The organism is Caballeronia sp. SEWSISQ10-4 2 (assembly GCF_030464885.1).
GTDB lineage: Bacteria > Pseudomonadota > Gammaproteobacteria > Burkholderiales > Burkholderiaceae > Caballeronia.
In genome coordinates this window covers 1-23,547 of the sequence record NZ_JALPRJ010000051.1, presented here as the reverse complement: position 1 = coordinate 23,547, position 23,547 = coordinate 1, and the positions used below count along the sequence as shown (strand labels likewise).

The 23,547-nt window shown below is 59.5% G+C and carries 25 protein-coding genes; 17 read left to right on the top strand and 8 right to left on the bottom strand.

From position 1 onward, the window contains the following. Nucleotides 1-41 precede the first annotated feature (41 nt). The 13 genes from M0D69_RS29010 to M0D69_RS28950 all read left to right on the top strand — a co-directional run bounded on the left by M0D69_RS29010 (nucleotide 42) and on the right by M0D69_RS28950 (nucleotide 13,037). On the top strand, nucleotides 42-959 hold the full coding sequence (locus M0D69_RS29010; protein ID WP_301785300.1) for a DMT family transporter: 918 nt from the start codon (nucleotides 42-44) through the stop codon (nucleotides 957-959). 716 nt (nucleotides 960-1,675) lie between these two features. Further along, nucleotides 1,676-2,449 carry a 5-oxoprolinase subunit PxpB gene (gene pxpB, locus M0D69_RS29005; protein WP_301785299.1) on the top strand — a complete coding sequence of 258 codons (774 nt, stop codon included), beginning with the start codon at nucleotides 1,676-1,678 and terminating at the stop codon, nucleotides 2,447-2,449. Further along, on the top strand, nucleotides 2,410-3,396 hold the full coding sequence (locus M0D69_RS29000) for a biotin-dependent carboxyltransferase family protein (RefSeq protein WP_367619772.1): 987 nt from the start codon (nucleotides 2,410-2,412) through the stop codon (nucleotides 3,394-3,396). Before pxpB ends, M0D69_RS29000 begins: the two co-directional genes overlap by 40 nt. Nucleotides 3,397-3,472: 76 nt before the next feature. Next, a complete protein-coding gene (locus M0D69_RS28995; RefSeq protein WP_301785298.1) occupies nucleotides 3,473-4,795 on the top strand; it encodes an MFS transporter in 1,323 nt (440 codons plus the stop codon). 51 nt (nucleotides 4,796-4,846) lie between these two features. Further along, entirely contained in the window at nucleotides 4,847-5,671 is an 825-nt protein-coding gene (locus M0D69_RS28990) for a putative hydro-lyase (protein ID WP_301785297.1), read from the top strand. A gap of 289 nt (nucleotides 5,672-5,960) precedes the next feature. Further along, nucleotides 5,961-6,356: a VOC family protein gene (locus M0D69_RS28985; RefSeq protein WP_301785296.1), complete on the top strand. Its 396-nt coding sequence runs from the start codon at nucleotides 5,961-5,963 to the stop codon at nucleotides 6,354-6,356. 41 nt (nucleotides 6,357-6,397) lie between these two features. Continuing rightward, on the top strand, nucleotides 6,398-7,030 hold the full coding sequence (locus M0D69_RS28980; protein ID WP_301785295.1) for a twin-arginine translocation signal domain-containing protein: 633 nt from the start codon (nucleotides 6,398-6,400) through the stop codon (nucleotides 7,028-7,030). A gap of 39 nt (nucleotides 7,031-7,069) precedes the next feature. After that, nucleotides 7,070-8,638, top strand: a complete 1,569-nt coding sequence (locus tag M0D69_RS28975; RefSeq protein ID WP_301785294.1) for a GMC family oxidoreductase — start codon at nucleotides 7,070-7,072, stop codon at nucleotides 8,636-8,638. Between the two features lie 62 nt (nucleotides 8,639-8,700). Then, the gene (locus M0D69_RS28970) at nucleotides 8,701-9,024 is read left to right on the top strand and encodes a ribbon-helix-helix domain-containing protein (RefSeq protein ID WP_165095765.1); all 324 of its coding nucleotides are present in this window, start codon (nucleotides 8,701-8,703) and stop codon (nucleotides 9,022-9,024) included. Nucleotides 9,025-9,027: 3 nt separating this feature from the next. Next, on the top strand, nucleotides 9,028-9,366 hold the full coding sequence (locus M0D69_RS28965; RefSeq protein ID WP_301785293.1) for a c-type cytochrome: 339 nt from the start codon (nucleotides 9,028-9,030) through the stop codon (nucleotides 9,364-9,366). Between the two features lie 168 nt (nucleotides 9,367-9,534). Continuing rightward, nucleotides 9,535-10,968, top strand: coding sequence for an MFS transporter (locus M0D69_RS28960; RefSeq protein WP_301785292.1), 1,434 nt, complete (start codon nucleotides 9,535-9,537; stop codon nucleotides 10,966-10,968). Nucleotides 10,969-11,010: 42 nt separating this feature from the next. Continuing rightward, on the top strand, nucleotides 11,011-12,210 hold the full coding sequence (locus M0D69_RS28955; RefSeq protein ID WP_301785291.1) for a CaiB/BaiF CoA-transferase family protein: 1,200 nt from the start codon (nucleotides 11,011-11,013) through the stop codon (nucleotides 12,208-12,210). A 2-nt stretch (nucleotides 12,211-12,212) separates the two neighbouring features. Continuing rightward, nucleotides 12,213-13,037 carry a citryl-CoA lyase gene (locus M0D69_RS28950; RefSeq protein WP_301785290.1) on the top strand — a complete coding sequence of 275 codons (825 nt, stop codon included), beginning with the start codon at nucleotides 12,213-12,215 and terminating at the stop codon, nucleotides 13,035-13,037. A gap of 1 nt (nucleotide 13,038) precedes the next feature. Here the strand turns inward: M0D69_RS28950 and M0D69_RS28945 are convergent, their stop codons facing one another. Further along, complete coding sequence (locus tag M0D69_RS28945) at nucleotides 13,039-13,803, bottom strand: IclR family transcriptional regulator (protein ID WP_301785289.1); 765 nt, start codon at nucleotides 13,801-13,803, stop codon at nucleotides 13,039-13,041. Between the two features lie 925 nt (nucleotides 13,804-14,728). Between M0D69_RS28945 and M0D69_RS28940 the strand changes: the two genes are divergently transcribed. Then, nucleotides 14,729-15,040 (top strand): hypothetical protein, encoded by a 312-nt coding sequence (locus M0D69_RS28940; protein ID WP_301785288.1) that lies wholly within the window; start codon nucleotides 14,729-14,731, stop codon nucleotides 15,038-15,040. A 417-nt stretch (nucleotides 15,041-15,457) separates the two neighbouring features. Here the strand turns inward: M0D69_RS28940 and M0D69_RS28935 are convergent, their stop codons facing one another. Then, nucleotides 15,458-16,327 (bottom strand): oxaloacetate decarboxylase, encoded by an 870-nt coding sequence (locus tag M0D69_RS28935; protein ID WP_301785287.1) that lies wholly within the window; start codon nucleotides 16,325-16,327, stop codon nucleotides 15,458-15,460. Nucleotides 16,328-16,500: 173 nt separating this feature from the next. Between M0D69_RS28935 and M0D69_RS28930 the strand changes: the two genes are divergently transcribed. Further along, entirely contained in the window at nucleotides 16,501-17,397 is an 897-nt protein-coding gene (locus tag M0D69_RS28930; RefSeq protein ID WP_301785286.1) for an alpha/beta fold hydrolase, read from the top strand. A 57-nt stretch (nucleotides 17,398-17,454) separates the two neighbouring features. Continuing rightward, the gene (locus M0D69_RS28925; RefSeq protein WP_301785285.1) at nucleotides 17,455-17,997 is read left to right on the top strand and encodes a DUF2867 domain-containing protein; all 543 of its coding nucleotides are present in this window, start codon (nucleotides 17,455-17,457) and stop codon (nucleotides 17,995-17,997) included. Nucleotides 17,998-18,213: 216 nt separating this feature from the next. Here M0D69_RS28925 and M0D69_RS28920 read toward each other — a convergent pair whose 3' ends face one another. The 5 genes from M0D69_RS28920 to M0D69_RS28900 all read right to left on the bottom strand — a co-directional run bounded on the left by M0D69_RS28920 (nucleotide 18,214) and on the right by M0D69_RS28900 (nucleotide 21,776). After that, nucleotides 18,214-18,534: a DUF4148 domain-containing protein gene (locus tag M0D69_RS28920; RefSeq protein WP_301785284.1), complete on the bottom strand. Its 321-nt coding sequence runs from the start codon at nucleotides 18,532-18,534 to the stop codon at nucleotides 18,214-18,216. Between the two features lie 215 nt (nucleotides 18,535-18,749). Next, nucleotides 18,750-19,277: a DUF962 domain-containing protein gene (locus M0D69_RS28915; RefSeq protein ID WP_301785283.1), complete on the bottom strand. Its 528-nt coding sequence runs from the start codon at nucleotides 19,275-19,277 to the stop codon at nucleotides 18,750-18,752. A gap of 270 nt (nucleotides 19,278-19,547) precedes the next feature. Then, complete coding sequence (locus tag M0D69_RS28910) at nucleotides 19,548-19,988, bottom strand: YeeE/YedE family protein (RefSeq protein WP_301785282.1); 441 nt, start codon at nucleotides 19,986-19,988, stop codon at nucleotides 19,548-19,550. Continuing rightward, nucleotides 19,988-20,422 (bottom strand): YeeE/YedE family protein, encoded by a 435-nt coding sequence (locus M0D69_RS28905; protein WP_301785281.1) that lies wholly within the window; start codon nucleotides 20,420-20,422, stop codon nucleotides 19,988-19,990. Before M0D69_RS28905 ends, M0D69_RS28910 begins: the two co-directional genes overlap by 1 nt. A gap of 64 nt (nucleotides 20,423-20,486) precedes the next feature. Further along, nucleotides 20,487-21,776, bottom strand: coding sequence for an FAD/NAD(P)-binding oxidoreductase (locus M0D69_RS28900; RefSeq protein ID WP_301785280.1), 1,290 nt, complete (start codon nucleotides 21,774-21,776; stop codon nucleotides 20,487-20,489). Nucleotides 21,777-21,854: 78 nt separating this feature from the next. Between M0D69_RS28900 and M0D69_RS28895 the strand changes: the two genes are divergently transcribed. Then, a complete protein-coding gene (locus M0D69_RS28895) occupies nucleotides 21,855-22,574 on the top strand; it encodes an MBL fold metallo-hydrolase (RefSeq protein ID WP_301785279.1) in 720 nt (239 codons plus the stop codon). A gap of 513 nt (nucleotides 22,575-23,087) precedes the next feature. On the opposite strand, the gene M0D69_RS28890 is transcribed toward M0D69_RS28895, so the two are convergent. Continuing rightward, nucleotides 23,088-23,489, bottom strand: coding sequence for a helix-turn-helix domain-containing protein (locus tag M0D69_RS28890; protein WP_301785278.1), 402 nt, complete (start codon nucleotides 23,487-23,489; stop codon nucleotides 23,088-23,090). Nucleotides 23,490-23,547 lie beyond the last annotated feature (58 nt).

The window sequence follows — 23,547 nt, the reverse complement described above, 5'->3', positions numbered from 1 at the left end:
CTGCTGCAATGAGGAATCGGAGAGCACTCGAGCCAGGAACAATGCTGCCAGCCAATGCGTCGACGCAACATGCCAGCCAAAAGACTTTCGCTGCCAAGATGGTTTTCGTCCTGCTCTGGTCGGGCGGTTTCCCGATTGCGAAACTGGCGGTGGGATACGCGCCGCCACTGACCTTGCTGGCGTTGCGCTACGGATGCACCGTCTGTTTGCTGATCCCGCTCTTCATCATCACCAAACCTGCGTTGCCGAAAGATCCCATCGCCTGGGCACATGCGAGCGTGGTCGGGTTCCTTGTGCAGGTTATCTACTTCGGCATGAGTTACCTCGCCTTCAAAGCGGGGGCTTCAGCGGGCGTGGTGGCGGTCATCGTGTCCTTGCAACCCGTGCTGGTCGCGGCGCTAGCTCCGCGACTCGTTGGTGAGCGGGTGGCCGGGCGGCAATGGCTGGGTTTGGCGCTCGGGTTGATAGGCGCGACGGGGGTGATTATTGCCAGGTCGAGCTTGTCGGTGAATTCGGCGTCTGGTCTCTTCCTCGCGATTGGTGCGTTGATTGGGATGACGGCTGCCTTGCTCTATGAGAAGCGGTTTGGTGTAGGACTGCATCCGGTGACGGCGAATCTGATCCAGTACTCGATTGGCTTGGTCTTCTGTGCTCCTCTGGCGCTTCTTCTGGAAGACGCTCATGTGGAGTGGACCGGGACGTTTATGTTTGCGCTGGGTTACCTCGTGATCGGCAACTCGCTGATTGCGATTACTTTGCTTCTTGCGCTGGTTCGGGCGGGCCAGGCATCGAAGATCGCGTCGTTATTTTTCTTCATTCCGCCGGTTGCCGCTGTCCTCTCTTCACTGCTGTTGAGGGAAGTCATGCCACCGCTCGCGTGGGGCGCGATGGCCTTTGCTGTTGCTGGTGTAGCGCTGGCAACATGGTCGACGTCGAATGCGAAACCGCGAAAAACGTGACGATAAAGCCGTAAACCGAATTAAAAGTGTCGCCGTCGCGCCAATAACAAACCTCAACGCACTGAGGCGGTCAAAGTTGCTTTCACCGGTTTTTCAAGGCGGCAATGGTTCGCGAGGAATAAGATCCTTCAGCCCCGCCCCGCCCACCCCAGCCTGTCTCTCCCACCTTGCTATAGCAATTCTGAAGCAGACCGGCTTCGGAGCGATTACCCCCTAGTGCCGACCGCGACAGAACCAACCCTCTGCAAACTGGGCCGCGTCGTGGTTACGTGTGCGTCAGCCAGCGCGCACCCTGGCAGCTTTGCCCCCGGGGTTTAAGCAAGCCAACCACAGCGTCAATTCAGTGTTGCGAAAACGGAGGTGGCCAGGGATTTGAGCTCTCGTATCATGGGTTGATTGATCGAAATTATTGATGCTGAGGGTAAAAATATATCGTTTTTACGCTATTTTTGTCATCCCTAGACTGCTTCTCATGGCGTGTTCTCCAGGCGCACCAACATGGCGGGAAGATGCGGTTGCGATCCTGTCGCGGGCTAAATCATTCAACTTATATCGGTCTGATCTCGTCAGGTAACGCGCTCGAGATCAAGGCATTCGCACATATCGAATTGCTGTTCGCAAAGTAAGCGTTGCGCTGCGTGTTCACTTCGTAAATGAGCGGCATCGTCATGACGCCGCTCATTGCATTGCATTCCCCATGAAGCCGGATCTGCCCCATGAAAAGCGCGTCCTACCTGCCAGAAGCTGAGGCTATTCCTGAGTACGCATGGTCGATCTTCCCATCGGGCGAGAGCCTTCTGATTATCGAGGTGGCGGGAACCGACCGCATCGTGCAAAACCAGCGTGCGCGGAACTTTGCAGCGTGCATGGCGGCCGCGCAGCTTGCCTGTGTGATCGATATCACGCCTGCCATGACGACTGTCGGCATTCACTATGCGCCGTCGCGGGTTCCGCTGTCACATCCGGCAGAGGCGCCTTACGACGCGCTGGTGAAAGTAGTGACCGGCCTGCTGGAACGCGCAACTGCAGCGCAGCCCAAGTCGGCGCGCATCGTGGAGATCCCCGTGTGCTATGGCGGGGAGCACGGACCGGATCTTGAAAACGTCGCTCGTTCGTGCGGTCTCTCCAGCGATGAAGTCATCGCGTTGCACAGCGAGTCGCTGCTGGATGTGATGCTGCTCGGCTTTGCCCCCGGACATCCGTACATCGGCATGTTCGACGAACGCCTGTCGCCGCCCCGGCGCGCAACACCTCGCGTGGCGGTCGCGCCCGGCTCCGTGGGTCTCGCAAACCGGCAAAGCGTCATCTATCCGATGACCATGCCGGGCGGCTGGAATCTGATCGGCCGGACCCCCAGTCTGATGTTCGATGCATCGCGCGATATACCCTGTCTTGTGAATGCCGGCGACCGGATCCGCTTCGTGCCGATCACGCCGAAGCAGTTCCAAGCATGTCAATCGACGCACCGGCATGCGAGGGCAGCTCGATGAGTATCGAGGTCATCAAGCCGGGTGCGTTGAGCACGTTTCAGGACCTCGGCCGCGTGGGATATCAGCATCTCGGCATTCCGGTCAACGGCGTGATGGATGAACGGGCGCATCGGCTGGCCAATGCACTGGTCGGCAACCCGCCCGCCATGCCGACGCTCGAAATTACGCTGATGGGGCCGACGCTCAGGTTTCACGACACGGCAACGATCGCGTTCAGCGGCGGCAATCTCGACTGCCAACTCGACGGACAGCCGCTCTTTAGCCATTGCGCCTTGAATGTCCCCGCAGGCGGCGAGATCTCGTTTGGCGATCGCCGAACAGGGCTACGCACCTACCTTGCCGTGCGCGGCGGCTTCGCGATCGAGCCGGTCATGGGCAGCACGAGTACGTTCACCCGCGGCGGTTACGGCGGCCACGCCGGCCGCCCCCTGAAGAAAGGCGACAAGCTGGTCACGCGGGAAAGCACGCCATGGCATAGCCGCTCGCTCTTTTCGGAAACGGTCTTTGCCGACGACGTACTGTCATCGAATAACGCGCCGATCAGGATCACACGAGGGCGCGAATGGCGATATTTCACGGCGGATGCACAGCGGGCGCTCGAACATCAAACGTACAAGATCACTGCGCAATCCGACCGCATGGGTTATCGCCTGCAAGGCCCGGAACTCGGCCTCGTGGCTCCCCGGGAAATGGCGTCCGAGGCGGTGGCTTTCGGCGCGATCCAGGTGCCCGCCGATGGCCAGCCGATCATCCTGATGGCGGACCGCCAGACGACCGGAGGCTATCCGAAGATCGCGCACGTGTGCGCCGTCGACTTGCCGCGTCTCGCCCAGCAGATACCCGGAGACAGCGTGCGCTTCGCGCTGGTCGACCTGGCCGAGGCGCAGCGCCTTCTTCTATCGCAGGAAGGCAGCTTCGCGCAGTTGGAGCAACTGTGCCATGCGTAATCGCGATTTGAATCGCGACTTCGACCGCGATCTCGGCGGGACGAGTCTATCTTTCACCCCCACAACGGAACGCACAATGTCCCACGCCCCAACAGCCGCCTTTAACGATGACATTCCGCCTGCATCCCTTCCGGCCAAACACGTCGCTCGCAAGGCCGCGACTGCCGCCGCCGTCGGAACCGCGATCGAGTACTACGAATTCGGCGTGTACGGATACATGGCCGCGGTAATCGGGCCGCTGTTCTTTCCGTCGGACAATCCGACTGCGGCACTGCTTTCGATCCTGGCGATCTTCGGCAGTGCATTCCTCATGCGCCCAGTTGGCGGAATCGTGCTGGGGCGCCTTGGCGACAAGCTCGGGCGCCGCGCAATCCTGCTGGTGACCGTTATCGGCATGGGTGTCGCGACTGCCGTCATTGGCCTGCTGCCGACCGCAGCGAGCGCGGGTGTGTTCGCTCCGGCGGCGCTGCTGGTCGTGCGTCTCGTGCAGGGATTTTTTTCAGGAGCGGAAGTGACCGGTGCTGCCGCTTACGTCGCGGAGTCGGCGCCTCACGGACGGCGCGGATTCTACGGCGCATTCACGCCCGTCGGTGTGGCTCTCGGTGGCGCGCTTGCTGCGGCAGTGTGCGGGTTGACTACGGCTGCCATCAGTTCGTCGCAGTTGCATGACTGGGGCTGGCGGATTCCTTTCCTTGCGGCGGTTCCGCTCGTGCTGATATCGGCTTATGTGCGCAAACGCGTGGAGGAGTCGGTCGCGTTCAAGAAGACGCTCGAACACAGCGAACCGCTGAAGGCGCCGCTCAATGAAGTGTTCGCGCACCATCGTGCCGCCATGCTCAAGGTCTTCCTGATTTCGTTCGGGCAGAACGCCGGGTATTGGGTAGGTTTCGTCTTCATGACCATCTACATGACCACGTACCTGAAATACGACAAGACAAGTGTCTACTGGATCATGTCGATCGTCAGCATGTCGATGGCTGTGCAGATGCCCCTGTGGGGAGGACTTTCGGACCGCATCGGGCGTCGTCGCGTGCTGGCGATCGGCTTTGTCGGATACATCGTGCTGGTGTTCCCGATGATGATGCTCATGAACCATCAGAATCTCGCTCTTGCCTTCCTTGCGATGTTTATCGTCGCCCTGCCGATGCCTGTTGTTCAATCGGTTGGTTATCCTACTTATGCCGAGCAATTCCCGACGCGGGTGCGCCACACCGGGATGGCCTTCAGCTTCAATTTCGGCGCCATGCTCGGCGGCGGCGTGACGCCTTACATTGCGACTGCGCTGATCGGCAAGACCGGCAACCTGTTGAGTCCAGCGTTCCTGCTGGTTGGCGCGGCGGCAATCGGTTTGTTGACGCTTTCCAGGACGCGTGAGACCGCAGACTCCTCCTTGCTGTAAATGCCATCGCGCAACACGAATCTCAATGCAATCCTGCTTGAAGGACCTGTCATGAACCAGACAATTGGCGCATCGCCGGGCAGCGTCCTGGCCGGTTTGGCTTCCACGCCTCGCGGTGCGAGAGCCCTTATTCGTGCCGGCTTCAACGGCAATACGAGCGGTATGGCTCCCGGCTTCGCGCAGGGCAACCTCGTGGTTCTGCCGCAATCGTGGGCTGACGATTTCATCGCGTACTGCCATGCCAATCCCACACCTTGCCCGCTCATCGGAATGACCGAACCCGGGAGCAGCCTTGTTCCGATGTTGGGCGACGACATCGACCTGCGCACCGATATTCCGCGCTACCGGGTCTGGCGCGACGGCATACTCGTGGAGGAACTGACGGATATCTCCGCGATCTGGCAGGAGGACTTCATTGGTTTCGTGCTTGGCTGTTCGCTGTCGTTCGAGCACGCGCTGGAATCTGCAGGTTTGCGGGTGCGGCACGTGGACGAAGGTAAGGTCGTTCCAATGTACCGCACCTCTATTCAGACGCAATCCGCCGGCGCTTTTCGCGGGCCGATGGTCGTATCGATGCGGCCGTACACGCCGGCTGAGGCGGCGATCGCGTATGAGGTTTGCCGGAAGTTACCGGGCGCGCACGGTGCGCCCGTCCATATGGGTGACCCTGCGTTGATCGGGATTGCGAATGTGGACTTACCCGATGAGGGCGAACCGACCGAGGTCCGCGCCGGAGAGATTCCTGTTTTCTGGGGCTGCGGAGTGACGCCCCAGGCAGCGGCGATGGAAGCACGGCCGCCGATATGCATCACTCACGCCCCGGGTTACATGCTGGTTTGCGATGTAAGGACGGAGGATCTAACACTCATTCGATAGTGTTGGACGGTAGCTCACATCCTTTGAAAAAAACGAAGGGCGCCACGCACAGTGGCTGATAGTGGTAAAGAAACAGCTAGGACAGACCGCGCAAAGGCCCGAGCAGCAGCAACCCGGCATCGACCCAGCCCAACGAGCGCCAGAACCCAGAAACCCGTCCACCGGCGCGAGCGAAACACCTCGCCCTAGGTGTTTAACCCAACCAAACCAAACCCTCGTAATAACCCGCTATTACCCGCTTTTGTGTCAACGTTGCATACTGAAGTGACGCTACGACACGAGTCCGCGCATGTCCAAATTCCTTCACCTCATGATCCGCGTTGAATCGCTGGATCGCTCTATTGCGTTCTATCAAAACGCCCTCGGTATGCGCGAGTCGCATCGCCTTGACTTCGATACCTTCACACTCGTTTATCTCCGCGATCCCGAGAGTGGCGCCGAAATCGAACTCACTTTGAACAAAGGCACGACCACGCCATACACCCACGGCACCGGCTACGGCCACGTGGCGTTTGCCGTTGACGATATCGAAGCATTCCGTGACCGTCTGCTAAGCCAGGGCCTGCAACCAGGCGACCTGAAATCGTTAACCCACAACGGCGCTATCGCCGCGCGCTTTTTCTTCATCACCGATCCCGACGGCTACAAGATCGAGGTGTTATCCAGGGAGGGTCACTACGTATGAACTGAGGTTGCTGCAGTACAAAATATAAAAGGAGACAAATCATGCCAAAGGCAATCCCCATTGCCATAGTCGCCGCCGAGACCTTCACCGGATCGACGGGCGATGCGATCCCCGCTGTGTCGTCTGCGCGCGTGAGCCGCAGGCACTTCCTCAAAGGTTCCGTGGTGCTGTCCGGTTTGCTTGCGGCCGGCACCCCGATCGCCCTGCTTGCGCCGAGCCGAGCCTGGGCCGTGGAACTGAGCCATATCGATCAAAACCAGGCTGACGCCATCATGGTGCTCGCGCGCACGCTCTACCCGCACAAGACGCTGCCGGATGCGGTCTACGCGCTCGCGGTGAAAGATGTGGATGCAAAGGCCACCGACCCGAAGACCGTCGATGTCATCAAGACCGGCGTGGCGAAACTGAACGATGCGGCGTCCGGCAAATGGAATGACACCGCAAGCCTCTCGGACGCGCAGCGCACTTCAATTGTCGAAGCGAACCAGACCGATCCGTTCGTCCTGCTCGTGCGCGGCCAGTGCATCACATCGCTGTACAACAACGACATGGCGTTTGCCCATTTCGGCTACGAAGGTGAAGCGTTCAGCAAGGGCGGCTACGTGTATCGCGGCTTCAACGACCTGACCTGGTTGCCCAATCCGCCCGCCGACGCAAGTCCGCCGGTTGCCTGAGATCCGGGCGCACACCTGATACCTGCCGAGGAGGCAAGCATGGCTAAGTTCGACTACAACGACGACTCCGTTGTCGTGATTGTCGGTTCGGGCGCGGGCGGCGGGACGCTGGCGAACGAGTTGTGTCAGAAAGGCGTGAAAGTGGTCGTGCTGGAGGCTGGCAAGCGCCAGTCGTCGGCCACGTTCATCAACGACGAATGGAAGTCGTTCGGGCAACTCGCCTGGACCGACAAACGCACCACGTCCGGTAACTGGCGCGTCGCCAAGGACTTCCCGGAATTGCCAGCGTGGGTCTGCAAGACAGTGGGCGGCACGACCACGCACTGGGCAGGCGCGTCGCTGCGGTTTCACGAGCACGAGTTCAAGGCGCGCACGACCTATGGTTCCGTCGATCAGGCGAACCTGCTCGACTGGCCGATCACCCTCGCCGATCTCGAACCGTACTACGCCCGCGCCGAGAACAAGATGGGCGTCACGCGCACGAACGGCATTCCGGGCCTGCCGGGCAACAACAACTTCAAGATCATGTACGACGGCGCGACGAAGGTCGGCTATAAAACCTGCAATACCGGCCACATGGCGATCAACAGCCGCCCGCGCGCCGGGCGCGGCCGTTGCATGCAACTCGGCTTCTGCTTCCAGGGCTGCAAGTCGGGCGCAAAATGGTCGACGCTCTACACCGAGATTCCCGCTGGCGAAACCACCGGCAGGCTCGAATTGCGTCCCGAATCGCATGTGATGCGCATCGAGACGAACGCGGCCGGCAAGGCCAGCAGCGTGGTCTATATGGACGCCGACGGCAAACAACAGCGCCAGCGCGCACGCGTGGTGTGCGTCGCGGGGAACTCGATAGAAACACCGCGCCTGTTGCTGCTCTCGGAATCATCGAAGCACCCTGACGGCCTCGCGAACAGTTCGGGCCAGGTCGGCCGCAACTACATGCGGCACACCACCGGCTCGGTATTCGGCGTGTTCAAGGAACCCGTGCATTTTTATCGCGGCACGGTGATGGCAGGCATCGTCACGGACGAAGCCGGGTTCAATCCGAAGCGCGGATTTGCAGGCGGTTACGAGCTGGAAACGATCTCGCTCGGCCTGCCGTTCGCAGCGGCGTTCTTCGACCCTGGTGCGTGGGGATCGGACTTTACCTACTATATGGATAACTACGCAAATACGGCGGGCATGTGGATTGTCGGCGAGGACATGCCGCATGAGTCCAACCGCGTCACGCTGAATCACGACGTGAAGGATCAGGTCGGGTTGCCAGTCGCAAACGTCCATTACGACGATCATCCGAACGACATCGCCATGCGCGATCATGCGTACAAGCAAGGCGAAGCAATCTACGCGGCAGCCGGGGCAACGAAGACGCTACGCACACCGCCCTATCCTTCCACGCACAATCTGGGCACCTGCCGGATGAGTGCGAAAGCCAGCGACGGCGTCTGTAACAAACACGGCCAGACCTTCGATGTGCCAAACTTGTTCATCTCCGACGGCAGTCAGTTCACCACGAGCGCGGCTGAAAATCCAACGCTGACAATTGTGTCGCTGGCGATCCGGCAATCGGACTACATCGCGGACCAGATGAAACGCCGCAGCATCTAGCTTTCTCTAGCGTGCGCAGGAGCCGCCGCCCGGCGGCTCCTGCTTCTTTTTGAGGAGATATCATGTGCAGAATCTACGCTCAAACCGATCCGATTCTCTATGAATGCCGCGCGCGCTCTGTCCGCATCAGCGGCGTGACAACCACTATCCGGCTGGAAAACCTGTTCTGGCAGACGCTGTCCGAGCTCGCCGCCGACAACGACATGACGACCAACCAGCTCATCGCGAAGTTGCATGAAGAGGTCACGCAGCATCTGGGCGAAACGACGAATTTCGCGTCGTTCCTGCGCGTAACCTGTCTTCGATATCAAGGGCTAAGAGCGAATGCATCGATGGATTTTCGCAGCCACGTGGCAGCCACGGCGACTGACAAGGTGGCAGGCTGACCGATGACAAAATGGCCACGCAGTCTATTCAGTCTATTACTAGCTGCATTCGCACTGACGGCACACGCAGCGCCTGATGCCGCGACGGCGTTATCGATCGTGCAGAAGAACAACTGTGTCTCCTGTCATGCTGTGGATTCACAGGTTGTCGGGCCGGCGTATCGAGAGATTGCGAAGAAGTATCGCGGCGATGCCACGGCGCCCGACACACTCTTCACCAAGGTCCGCAAAGGCGGGGCGTTCGTTTGGGGAGAAGTTCCCATGCCCGCGAACCCGGGTATCAGCGACGCCGACCTGCATACCGTGATCGCGTGGATTTTGGCCGGCGCACCTGATCACTGAAACTGCTTGCACCGGTGCGCCCGCTCCGGGCGCACCGCTATCCCTCATCTAGGTAAAACCCCTGATTTCGCGTGCCCTCCTCACGCACTACTCTCGCGCCACCATTAAACAGAACGTCGTTCTATCAGATAGAACGACACAAAAGCGAGACGCCCATAGGAGGGTTCCATGGCAAGCCTGCCGATCGACGCGACACACGGGTCGCCTAACTCAAGCGCTGGCGGGGGCGAACCAACGCCCGGCGTCAACGCGCGCATCGACCGGCTGCCGGCGACGCGTTCCGTCTGGATGCTCGTGTTCCTGCTGTCCATCGGCGGCTGGTTCGAATTCTACGACCTGTTTTTCACCGCGTACGTCGGTCCTGGCCTCGTCAAGAGCGGACTCTATTCCACGACAACCGCCTCCTTTTTCGGCGTTTCGGGACTTGGCGCATTCGTGGCGGCGTCGTTCGCGGGCTTGTTTATAGGCACGTTCTTCCTGGCGGGTCTCGCCGATAAATACGGCCGCCGCACCGTCTTCACCGTCTCGCTCCTCTGGTATTCCGCGGCGACGCTGGTCATGGCGCTGCAAACCACCGCGCCCGCGATCAACCTGTGGCGCCTGATTGCAGGCATTGGCGTGGGCGTGGAACTCGTGACCATCGATACCTACGTCAGCGAACTCGTCCCCAAACACTTGCGCGGCCGCGCGTTCGCGTTCGTGCACCTCGTGCAGTACACGGCGGTGCCCTCGGTCGCGTTTCTCGCGTGGTGGCTCGTGCCGCAAAAGCCGTTCGGCATGGACGGGTGGCGCTGGGTCGTGATTATCGGTGCGTTGGGTGCGGTCGTGGTCTGGGCGATCCGCCGGCGCGTGCCTGAAAGTCCGCGCTGGCTCGCGCAGCAAGGCCGTGCGGCGGAAGCGGAAAAGGTGCTGCAAGCGCTTGAGGCGAAGGTCGCCGCGCAGTACGGACGCGCGTTGCCACCACCGGTCGCAACCCTCGAACCGGCGACGACGAAAGCCGCGTTCCGCGAAATCTGGCAGCCGCCGTATCGCAAACGCGCGATCACCATGCTCGTTTTCAACTTTTTCCAGGCGATCGGGTTCTACGGTTTCGCGTCCTGGGTGCCGACTCTGCTCGTCTCCAAAGGCGTCACGATCACGCACAGCCTGCTGTACTCGTTTGTCATCGCGATCTCGAATCCGTTCGGTCCCCTGATCGGGATGGCGATTGCGGACCGGATCGAACGGAAGACGCTGATTGTGCTGTCGGCGTTCGGCATTGTTGTGTTTGGCAGCTTGTTCGCCGTCCAGACATCGCCGGTCATGCTGATGATTCTCGGCGTGCTGATCACGCTCTGCGGCACCTTGCTTTCCGTCGGGTATCACGCTTACCAGACCGAGCTGTTCCCCACGCGTTTGCGGGCGCGCGCCGTCGGTTTCGTTTATTCCATCTCGCGTCTTTCGGCCATGTTTTCCGGCTTCATGATCGCGTTCGCGCTGCGCCACTTCGAGGTGACCGGTGTGTTCGCTTTGATCAGCGTGTCGATGGTGATGGTGATGGGCGCGATCGGCATCTTCGGGCCGCGTACCAACAACCGCAATCTTGATGAAATTTCGCAATGACGCTTTGCATCGGCTTTTTAGCATTGAACAAGAGGGTTTGACATGACGCTTCCGTTGACTGGCGTGCGGGTGCTGGATTTATCGAATGTGCTCGCCGGGCCTTTTTGCGCGTACCAACTCGCGCTGCTCGGCGCGGAGGTAATCAAGGTCGAGCATCCGGAAGGCGGCGATCTGGCAAGGCGTCTAGGCGCCGATAAAGAAGCGTCGGCGCGCGACATGGGTGCGTCGTTCGTGGCCGTCAATGCGGGCAAGCAGTCGATCACGCTGAACCTGAAAGACGCGCGCGGCAAAGAGATCTTGCGCTCGCTCGTGAAGACGGCGGATGTGCTGGTGGAGAACTTCCGGCCCGGCGTGATGGAACGACTGGACCTGGGCTACGCCGCGTTGAGCGCGATCAATCCGAAGCTCGTTTATTGCGCGATTTCCGGCTTCGGAATGGACGGCGAGTTTTCGAAGCGTCCGGCTTACGACCAGATCATCCAGGGTATTTCAGGCGTGATGAGCGTCACAGGCGATGCCGACAGCGCGCCTTTACGCGTCGGCTATCCGGTCTCCGATACGGTCGGCGGCCTGACCGCGGCGTTCGGGATATGCGCGGCTCTGGTCGATGCCCGCGCGAGCGGTCGCGGCCGGATGCTCGATGTATCGATGCTCGAAGCCACGCTCTCGACCATGGGCTGGGTCGTGTCAAACTACCTGAACGCCGGTGTCACTCCCGCACCGATGGGCAACGAAAACTTCACGGCCGCGCCGTCCGGGACGTTCAAAACGGGCGATGGTTTGCTGAACATCGCGGCGAACGAAACGAAGCAGTTCGTGAGTTTGTGCCGTTTGATCGGGCGGCCGGATCTCCCTGACGACCCGCGTTTTTCCGAGCGCAACACACGCAAGCTGAATCGCGCGGCGTTGAAGGTCGAGATCGAAGCGGCATTGGCGACGGATAGCGCGACGAACTGGGATGCAAAGTTTATCGATGCAGGCGTGCCGGCCGGACGCGTGATGTCAGTGCCGGAAATCCTCGCGCATCCGCATCTGGTATCGCGTGAATTCGTACGCGAGTTCAACAGCGACGACACCACGACAAGACAGCGCGTTACGCGCGCGGGTTTCCGTTTCTCCGATGCGGATACAGCCCCCGCCACCCCCGCGCCGATGTTATCCGCGAACACACACGGGCATCTCTCGGAGCTCGGTTTCGACGACCAACAAATCGACCATCTGCGCGCCGAAGGAGTGATCTGAACATGACGCAAGCTGTTGACGCCGCCACGCTCGCTGCGGATTACTGGAGCACGTCGATCATCGATATCCATCCGGGATCGATCAGCGTTCGCGGCTTTCCGATTCAGGAGCTGATCGGCGCGGTCAGTTTCCCGCAGATGATCTGGCTGATGCTGCGCGGCGAATTGCCCGATAAAGCCCAAGCGAGTTTGTTTGAAGCGGCGCTCGTCGCGTCGGTGGATCATGGTCCGCACGCACCGTCCATTGCCATTTCGCGCATGGCGACGAGTTGCGGTTTGCCGTTGAACGGTGCGATGGCCTCGGCCATCAATGCACTCGACGACGTCCACGGCGGCGCGGGTCAGCAAGCGGTCGAGCTATACGATTCGATCGTCGCGCTCGAAGAGGCGGGTGCCGCTTCGAACGATGCGGTCGCGCAAGGCGTGGATGCTTTTATTGCCGAACGCGGTAAATATCTGCCCGGCTTCGGGCACCGGTTTCATCCTGTCGACCCGCGCGCGGTCAAACTGCTTGCTTTAGTCGATGCAAGCGTCGAACAAGGCACGATCAGCGGCCGATATGCTTCGGTAGCACGCGGTATCGAAGCGTTGTTGAAGCAGCGGAAAAACAAGCCGGTGCCGATGAACATCGACGGCGCAACGGCCGTGATTTATGCTGAACTCGGCTTTGCGCCGGAGTTGGCGCGTGGGGTGTTTTGCCTATCGCGCGCAGTCGGGATCTTGTCGCATGCGTGGGAACAGCGCGGCCGCAACGAGCGCAATAAAGGGCCGATGCCGCGTCAGATGGCCTACAAATACACCGGCAAACCCGAGCGTCATCTGCTCTGACTCATTTGTTCTGAATTCCGGCTGCACGCCGTTGCGCGCTGCGCAACGCGCGCGCGTCGCCGCCGAGCGCATCGGTGGCGCGGGCGGCGCAATCGAACAGCGCGCCGATGTTGCGTTCCACGAATACCTGATCGATCCGCGAGCTCGGACCCGCAAGCGTCAACACGCCGCGCAAGGTCTGGCGCACGCCGAAGACGGGCATGGAAATGCCCGCTGTTTCGCGGTCGCGCTCGCCCATCGAGACGCAATAGAAGTCGTCGCGAATGCGCTCGAAAACTTCGCCTTCGCTGCCGCCAAACGCCAGCAGCGCCAATCCGCCCGACCCGCTTTCCAACGGCAGGACGTCGCCTTCGCGCACGTGATAACGCACCGCGTGCGTCGAATCCACACGATGCAAACACACGCGCACCGCTTCGTCGCGAACATAGAACGACACGCTTTCATCGCTTATTTCGGCGAGTTCGCGCATCAGCGGGACAAGGATATCGCCGAGATTCAAGCTGCGCTGATACAACGCACCGAGCATGAAGGTGGCCGGCCCGAGTTGATAGTGGCCATCGTCCAGACGCAGCAGCAAGCGGTGCTGGATCAACGCGCCCGCAAGGCGAAGCAGCGTGCTTTTGTAGAGCCCGGTACGCGCCGCGAGTTCAGCGAGCGTAAGCGATGTATCGTCCGGCCTGAATGCAAACAGGATCGCGCAAGCACGGTCGATGACGGCAACGCCTTCGCTCTCTTTCGGGCCGGGTTTGATCTCGGGCGTTTGCATGGGTTAAGCGAAGCGTCTCGTCTCTTGTCGAAAGGGAAATTTTACGCGATGCCGCTCATGTCTCATCTGGTTCATATCGAATGTCGAGATTCATTTAACTGAGAACTGGTGATGTCTCCAGGATAGGAGTTTCGGGGCGTACTGCTCAGCCAACTTTGAACCCGCAGTTCACTTAGGTTTGAGCCATCTGGAGTTTGGATGGTTTAAGTTTGAATTTTCTGGAGCGCAGCCTGAACCATGACGGCCAGCGGCCGATAGCCTATGGCAAATTCCCGAAATCGGCCAGGAAGTGACGTTCGATGCTTCCGCCCAGACCGTCGCCAATCGTGGGGGAGTTCGTTTGCAAGTTTGCTTACCGGCCCCCCCGCTCCAGTGGCTGTTCGCTATCCACGCAGCCCAATCAATTTCCTCGCGGGTCACGTAGCATGCACCGCGCAACGCCGAACCACGCCGACCTCAGATTGGGGACCAGGACCCATCAGGGGTAACCCCGAAAATAGAAATTCACCCTTGCGAATAATGCGCTTAATTATCAGCGACCGCTTTCCTAAACTTGGTATGGCCTGCTATGGACTCGATCGCGCGCTGTCGGCGCACTGTATGTCGTCAATACTGTGCAATATCGGCCCGAGAGGCCTTGTCGCGCGTCGCTTGAGCTGATTGAGACATAGAGGGCATCGTGGGCATAAACGAGGTGCCGGTCACCCAGGTAGGCCTTAGGCGGGCGTAGATTCTTTCCAGGAATGAAGTACGTGTCTCGTTGCCGACCCTGAGCGGCGATCTGTCGTTTGCGTCACGTGCACCACTACGAACGGTCGGGCGAGTTTGTTTGATCGCCACGAGCCAAACCTATAACGACCGCTATGGAAAAATACGAATGGATCGTTTGCGTCGAAATTCCAGTCCAATCAAGGAGGAACGGGTCATGAACAAGGCAACCAGCACATTGATCGCGGCCGTCGCCACACTCACGCTGTCGAGCGGCGCTTATGCACAGGGCAACAACACGCTGGCGACCCCGAGCGTAATGTCGCCGGCCGCCGTGTCGCCGGCCAATGCAACGAGCGGCTACGGCACGCCTGGCGTCACCAACTCGGAAAGCGGCATGGGCGCCGGGTCGCCGAACTCGGGTCTGCCGAATAGCACGAACAATAGCGCGACTTCCCTCACTAACGCTCCCGGAAGTCACAACACGCTGGCGACCCCGAGCGTCGTGTCGCCGGCCGCCGGCCAATAACAGTTGTTAAAGATGTATCTTTACGCAGTTGCTATCGCATTGCTCGGTGATGAATTGATTGAGCAAGTGAACCCGGGGCCACTGCACGGGGAGGCAGAGTGCCGGATTGTGTTCTTCGATCTGCCTGAACGTGACTGACGATTGCAACCCGGGTGGGGGGTTCCCTGGATTTGGCGTGAGTCGCTAGGATTAGCGAACGGATGCCATGAGAAAGGGCCGCACAGTTCACGAGTTCAGACTTAAGTGAACAACGTTCAAAGTTGAGCGGATCTTGACATCGAAGGCCGGAAGGCCCTTTTTCTGCGAAACCTGCTTTGATGAACGTGGGGCGGTAACAAACTCGAGGGCGCTGGCAGGGCGGACAGTTAGTTGCTTTTATTAGTGAAGGCGTACCGGACACGACACGCCCTCTCGTCCTCATTCCACGCTATACCTGCGTTCGAGTTCGTCGTAGAAATCCTTGTTTACGAGCCGCTGGCGCTCAGCGAAGGAGGCAACGATCGCGGGGTCTTCATCAATACGCCCCCGCTCCTTCAACACACCAAGCGCCTTGTTCATGCCCGCTACCGCGCCCTGCAGCGCGGCGTTGGCATACAGCACGATCGAGAAACCCATCGCGCCGAATGCGTCGGCGTCCAGGGTCGGCGTCTTGCCGCCGATCACGATGTTGATCAGCAGCGGCCGGTCAAGCAGTTGCGGAAGTTTGCGAATCTCCGCTTCGCTCTCCACCGCCTCCACGAACAGGATGTCAGCGCCCGCCTCGGCCATGCGTTGCGCCCGTTCGATAGCGGCATCGAAACCCTCACCCGCCGCCGAATCGGTGCGGCCGATGATCATGAGGTCCTGGTTCTTGCGGGCATCGGCGGCGGCCTTGATCTTCGCTTCCATGTCCTTAATGTCGATCACCTCCTTACCCGAGAAATGCCCGCACTTCTTCGGGAAGATCTGGTCTTCGAGCTGGATCGCGTCGGCGCCGGCGCGCTCGAGCATCTGCACGGTCCGGTAGGTATTCACGGGATTCCCAAAGCCCGTATCCGCATCGACGATAACGGGAATTTCAACCGCGTCGCGAATCCGCGCCGTGTGCTCGCAGATCTCGTGCAGGCCGATGAACGACAAGTCGGGAATGCCCATGTACATGTTGGTCACGCCCGCACCGGTCACATAGACGGCGCGAAAGCCGTTCTCGGCCACGACACGGGCGCTCATCGCGTTGAACGCACCAGGCACGACCAGGCCGCGCCGTTCATCGACCATTTTCCGCAATGCGGCTTTGCTTGAGTCCATGTCTCACCTCGTCTCGTGTAGTTTCGTTTCGTGGATGGCGCCCGTTGGAAAACCGGTGCGAATGATCGACAGAGTATCAACGCAGCGCGTCATGCACCAGCGTCCGAACCGCTGGAACATGCAGATGGAATTGCGTGTCAATATGATTGGCCACCCTCTCGCGGAGAACGCGCATGGACGATCAGAACCTGCTGGCACGCACGACCAAACTTGAGATTGCGTACACCGAGTCGGGACCGGCCAACGGGCCGTCCGTCATGCTCGTGCACGGCTGGCCCGACGCGGCTCGGGCTTGGACAGTCGTGGCGGCACGCCTCGCCGCAGCGGGTTTTCGTACGATCGTTCCAGACTTGCGCGGTGCCGGCAAGACACGCTTTCTCTCGTCCGACACGCCGCGCGACGGTTCGGGCGTAGCGCTCGCCCAGGACGTTATCGATCTGGCCGACGCCTTGGGAATCGATCGTTTCGATGTCGTCGGCCACGACTGGGGCGCACGCACGGCATATACGCTGGCAGCGCTTTTTCCCGGGCGCATCAGCCGCATCGCCGGGCTCGCGCTGCAGTTCCAGCCGAAAGGCGCGTTCGAATTGCCGCACTTTTCGCAGGCCCGGAAGCTCTGGTATCAGTGGTTCATGGCGCTCGATGGCGGTCCCGCGGCGGTCGCCGCCGATCCCAAAGGTTTCGCGCGCTTGCAGTGGGATACCTGGTCCCCGCCGGGCTGGTTCGACGAGGACGAGTTCGCCCGCACCGCCGCTGCCTTCGATAACCCCGACTGGGTGCCCATCACGCTCAACGGGTATCGACGGCGCTGGCGTGAAGGCGAGGTATCGGATCCCGCGTATGCCGCGTTGCGGGAGAAACTGGCGGCCATCGACCAGCTTTCGACGCCCACGCTGATGATTCAGGGCGGCGCCGATTTCTGCGATGAACCGGCTTCATCGGAAGGGATGGAGGGGTATTTCACGGGTGGCTATAAGCGTGTGGTGCTGGACGGTGTCGGGCACTTTCCGCCTCGCGAAGCACCTGACGCCGTAGCTGATCTGGTCATTGCGCATCTGCGCACTGAGTAAGCGCGTAGGCGCTCGGATTGGGCTCCCGCTTAACCGATTCATCTCCGGACGATTACCATGAAAAATTCAACTGTGTCCGTGACCTCCGTCGCGTTGCCGGCCCGGTCACACGTCACTGAAATGTACGCGAGCCCGAACCTCGCCGATGCCTACACCATCCGCTTGCCGGACAACGCAAGCACCGATCCCGAACTGCTCGCCCGATTCATGTTTTCGCATCAGGCGGCATGGGTTGGAAAACTCATGCGTATGCGCGACGCACTCGTTGCCAGGTTTGGCCTCAAGACGGCGAAGCAGCTGGCAGAGTCTGCCCGCTCTCAAAGTGATAAGCATCTCTACATATTCAGAATCTACGAGCGCACCGTCGACGAAATCGTGATCGGCGAGGACGACAAGCATCTCGACTTCAGGGTGTCCGTGTTCCAGGAGACGAAAGACGATGCCGCAGGCGGTGAGCGTTATCTGACCGTGTCGACGGTTGTCCGATGCCACAATCTTCTGGGACGTGTCTACATCATGCTGATCGCGCCGTTCCATCAAATGGTGGTTCGATCAAGCTTGCGCAGCGCTGCGCGGATGGGTTGGCCTACTGCTTCGTGAACCGGTTTGCTTGTTAGTCCAGCGATTCATCGCGCCATCGATCAATCTGAAAAAAAGCCCAACATTTAGCTGGGCAAATCCATCGGGATCGGAGCAACCCCGCTGGAGGAGGTGCTGTTCGTTTACTTGAAATGGATAAGCGCGCAGGATCGCCGCGCGCTCATCAACCCATCTTCAATGCCGCCAGGATGTCTGGCGGTTTGGCGACGCAATTAATTAACGACCGAAGTAGACCGACTTCGCGTTGTCGTTCAGCGCGGGGCTAACGACTGCGCGGGCACCGGATACCGACGTTCCGTCGGTCACACCACCAAAACCAACAGCAGCGCCGTTTTGCGCAGCAACGCGTGCTTCAGCGGCTTGAATGTTTGCCGGATAATCCGGGTCGTCACGGCCGGGTTGATACCCCGCCTTTTCAAGCTGAACCAGTTGAGCTTTCACTTCGGCGCGGGTAACAGGCGCATTCGATTGAGCGAAAGACGAGACAGCCGGGATGGCGAGGACAGCAGCAACAATAAGAGATTGAACGAGTTTCATGACCTACCTCCGAATCTTGGTTTTTGTCGCGAACAACCCTGTTCGCGTTTCAGTGATTCAAGTTTAGGTAAGTGCACGCTTAAGATTAAGAGCAGAGTGCGCAAGGGATTATTGTCGAATTAGGCGTAAACCCTAGAACACCCGAGTGTCGACGATATTGTCGAATTACGATTACCTGACGGTTTTGTGCGCCTCGGTTGTTGATAACACCTAGATCAGACGGTTCTCTTGCTCGCGCCGCTGCGTATCGGGCCAGCACGTTCTTCCATCGCGCGGCGAACCGGGTCGCGCAGACCCAGGAAAAACGCCAATTCGGCCACAATGAAGAGAGGCCCGACCGCCAGCCCGATCACATCGTCCACGAAAGCCGGTTTGCTGCCTTCGAAATAGTGGCCGATGAACTGGATCACCCAGCCGACAAAAAACAGGCCCAAACTCCAGGCGAGCCACAGCCCGGTCGATTGCATGGCGAGGAGCTTCCCGGCCCAAACGCTCAAGGCCAGCAAGACAGTCATCAGGATGCCGAATCGTATATCCAGTCGAAGATAGAATATTGCCACCGCGGCGGCGACCAGCATCGCCGGTGACAAGGTCAATGCTGCGGTCATATCAAACGACGGACGCGCCAACAGGGTGGCGACGGCGACCACGATCAGCGGAATGCCGATGAGGTGCGAAACAATGTTGCGCGAGTCGCGGTGATACACCGCGTACTGCCCAAGCTGGTCAACCAGGGATTTCACGGCAGTACCCTCCTAAGCGTGGCAAACGACATCATGACCCGAACCCTGCACCCAATCTGTCGGCTACCCGACGAGCTGGAACCTTACCGCGAGAAACTGCGTGCCTGCCAGTGGTTCTGCGCATTACCCGAGGCCTTGCAGGAGGATCTTGTCGCGCGCGACGAAGGGCGCCTTGAAAAGCCGGAGCGCTCGTTGCTCCCATAGAACGCAATAAGATTTCAACGCACGTCAAACTGTTCGGCGATCCGGACTAGCGAAAGCGACGACCGCTTAACGCGCACTCGAGTTCGACTCGATACTTCTCCGCGCGGCCAACAACTTAAAGGCGAACATGCCTGCAAGCATCGCGGCGAGGAAAATTACAGCGGCAGCTTTCGCCGAGCCTGCCGCAACCACGGCGGGTCCCGGGCAGAAACCCGCAATCCCCCAGCCGACTCCGAAAATCGCGCTTCCCACAATCAATTGCACGTCGATTTCTTTCTTCGCGGGAAGATGCTTTGTTTGATCAAGAAGCGGCTTTCCAGCCCGTCGGCTTGCGAAAAACCCGATTGATGCAAGCGCGATCGCGCCGATCATGACGAAGGCCAGCGAAGGATCCCATTGTCCCGCGAGGTCGAGGAAACCAAGCACTTTCGCAGGGTTCGCCATGCCGGATAGGATCAGGCCGAAACCGAAAAGCAGCCCGACAAGAAACGAACTGATGTTTCGCATTAGCCGCCCCACAGATGTCTGATAGAGAAGACCGTCACGAAGCCGGCCAGCATGAATGTCAATGTGGCGACACCCGAGCGGACCGAACCGCGTGATATTCCACACACACCATGACCACTCGTACAGCCGCTTGCCGCGCGTGTGCCAAATCCAACAAGCAGGCCACCGAGAATGAGAAGCGGCGCGCTGGTCTGAACAACGATCGGAGGTAACGGCGTCATCAAAACGTAGAGCACTGGCGCACCAAGCAACCCTGCGACAAAAGAGACCCTCCAACCGTCACGCCATCCGCCAGCCGTCAGAAGGCCGCCAAGAATCCCGCTTATCCCTGCTATACGCCCATTGAGCAGCATGAAAAGCGCAGCGGACAAACCGATCATCGCGCCACCTGCCAGTGATTTGGTCGGCGTGAAATTTGCCCAGTCGATAATCATTGTTCGCAATCCTGTCTTTGTTTTCTGTCGTAAATTCACGAGCTACTTGGCGAGGCTTTTCCCTTCATGGCTTGATTGACGGGAGCGCATCCGTGAAATCTCGACGCTTATGCATGAGCGGCCATCGCTTTCCTTTCATGACAATGTTCCAATACAAGTACGGAAGGAACGATCGTTTGAGCCACCAGTAGATCTTTCGCGGCGAACGCGGGTCCGTCGGGAAACTTGGCGTGACCACCCCGTCATAGCAAAACTCGGCGAGCATCACCCTCCCTGCGGAAGTCGTCAGCGGACAAGACGCGTAACCGTCGTATGTCACGGTTTGCCCATGGCCGGTCAGCGCTGCCATCAGGTTCGCGGCGACCACGGGCATCTGATTCTTGACGGCCGCTGCGGTTTTGCTGTTAGGCGTGGAGGTGCAGTCGCCAATGCCAAAGATGTTCGGAAACCGCATATGCCGCAGTGTTGCCTTGTCCACCTCGAGCCAGCCGCCAGCATCGGCCAGCGTGCTTTCACGGATAAACCGAGGAGCACTTTGTGGTGGCACGACGTGCAGGAAGTCAAATTCGATTGGCTGGATCGACTTGACGCCATCGGTCGTGATTTCAAAGTACGCAGTCTTCGCGGGCCCATCAACTCGCACAAGCTTTTGACCAAAGCAAGGCTTTGCCTGGTAGTCGCTCATGACACGATCCAATGCTTTCGCATAGAAAGGAACGCCGAACATGGACGGCCCGGGCGTAAAGAAACGGATGTCCGCGGTTATCCGGTGTTTTCGAAAGTAATCGGCTGCGAGGTAGAGGATTTTTTGTGGCGCACCGGCGCATTTGATTGGCATCGGGGGCTGCGTAAAGAGCGCCGTGCCGCCCTTGAATTGCTGGACGCACTGCCAGGTGTAAGGCGCGAGGTCGAAACGGTAATTGCTCGTCACGCCGTTCTTGCCAAGCGTATCCGTCAGCCCTTCGATTGCATCCCAATCAAGTTGAATTCCAGCTGCCACAACCAGGTATTTGTAGCCGATCCTCGTGCCGCCCTCAAGAACGACCACGTTCTGAGCCGACTCAAATGCGGTTACCCGGCCGGGAATAAATTCGACTCCATGCGGTAAGCACTCACGCATCGGACGTCGCGTTTTTGCGCTGTCGTACTGTCCACCACCGACCAATGTCCAGGCCGGCTGGTAATAGTGAAATTCCGAGGGATCAATGACGGCAATGTCGAGCGTCGGACTCATGCGCTTGAGGCGCGCAGCGACACTTGTCCCGCCTGCGCCCGCACCCACGATCACCACGCTGAACGATGCTCGAATACCCGCGTTCGTAGCCACAACTCCTTCCTCCCGTTGACTTTCCATGGTTTCAACACTATATTCAATAAAGATATAAGCTTATATTAAAAAGTGATATAGCGTTTTTGCCAGGGTTATCAGTCGATGCTTTTCCGACAACTTTTCGACAGCACGTCGAGCACCTACACCTACCTGCTCGCCTCTCGAGCAGGTGGGGAGGCAGTCATCATTGATCCCGTCAAGGACCAGCTCGAGCAATATCTCAAGCTGATCGAACAGTTGGATCTGCGACTGGTTCACGCCATCGACACCCACACGCACGCCGACCACATTACAGCACTCGGCGACCTGCGAGACACTACGCACTGCAGGACGATCATGGGCGAATTGTCGCAGGCGGATTGCGTGTCGCAGCACGTGAGTGAGGACGAGATCGTCCGTGTCGATGGAATCGAATTGCGGGCTCTTTACACGCCTGGCCACACCAACGAGTCGTTTAGTTTTGTCCTGAACCCTTCGGCACCGAAGGCCGTTTTCACCGGCGATGTACTGCTCATTCGCGGAAGCGGGCGCACGGACTTTCAGGGAGGAGACCCGCATCGGTCGTGGGATTCGATCGTCAACAAGCTGTTCAAGCTGCCTGACGCAACAACGCTCTATCCTGCTCACGATTACAAAGGGTGGACCGCGTCAAGCATTGGCGAGGAGAAGCATTTCAATCCGAGGCTCGCGGGGAAGACAGCGAGTGAGTACGTGGAGATCATGAGGGGCCTGAATCTTCCGAACCCCAAGATGATGGATGTCGCCATACCCGCGAACCTGGCGTGTGGTCAGCCCTCTACGCTGGCGAAGCGCCAAGGCTGATCCATGATCCTTGCCTCCACTCCAATGCGATCAACTATTCACTTTCGGGTCAGATCGATTGGCTGGTCGCGGCGGAATTTGTGGGTGGCGGCGTTGTGGGCGGCCTCTTGGGGACTCGTGCTGCAAGTCGTCTCGCACGCAAGCGTGGCGCGCTGAATCTCGTTTTCTCCGCAATGATCGTCTCGGTCGCCGCCTATATGCTCTATCACGCTTGGCAAGCACGATGAATCTCGACATACCAGATCGTTTTCTTGGTGAGCGCTGCAGGCAAGAAACCCGACGCACCCCATGCGGGTCTGGAGCGCGTCGCGCGAGCAATGAGCTTGTACAGAATGTCCGGAGTGACGCCCGATCGACTTCGATGCGTCGTCGTTATCCACGGCGAAGCCATGGCATTGCGGTTTGCGGGCTTCACGAGTGGATGCGCAACAACCTTGCGACAGGCGAGTGCGCTTCGCTTCCGGAGGCCGGCGATCGGGGAATGCAAAGAAGAAGCGAGTAGGTGTCCGCTTTCTACGCTTCCACCACCCGCGCACTCAGAATGCGCGAAAGATTCACCTCGATCCAGTCCGCTAGCGACGTGACTTGCCGCGCGACCTCCTCACCCAGCGGCGTCAGCCGATAGTCCACATGCGGCGGCACCTCCTCGTACGCGGTGCGTATCACGAAGCCATCGGCCGCCAGCCACTGCAAAGTCTGCGCGAGCATCTTTTCGCTCACGCCATCCACCTTCCGACGCAGATCGCTGAAACGACAGGTCTGGTCCAGCAACACCATCAAGACGAGCACGCCCCATCGGCTGGTGACATGCTTGAGCACCTCCCTCGATGGGCAGTCCGCCGACAACAATTCGCCGCGGCGCACCTGGTCCGATAACGGGACGCCGTCGCGGGGGAAATCAATGTTTGAGTTCATCCGTTAGCGCGGGAAACCTCGGCATTCATGCCGGGGAGGGATAGCGCAGCTTGCGCAG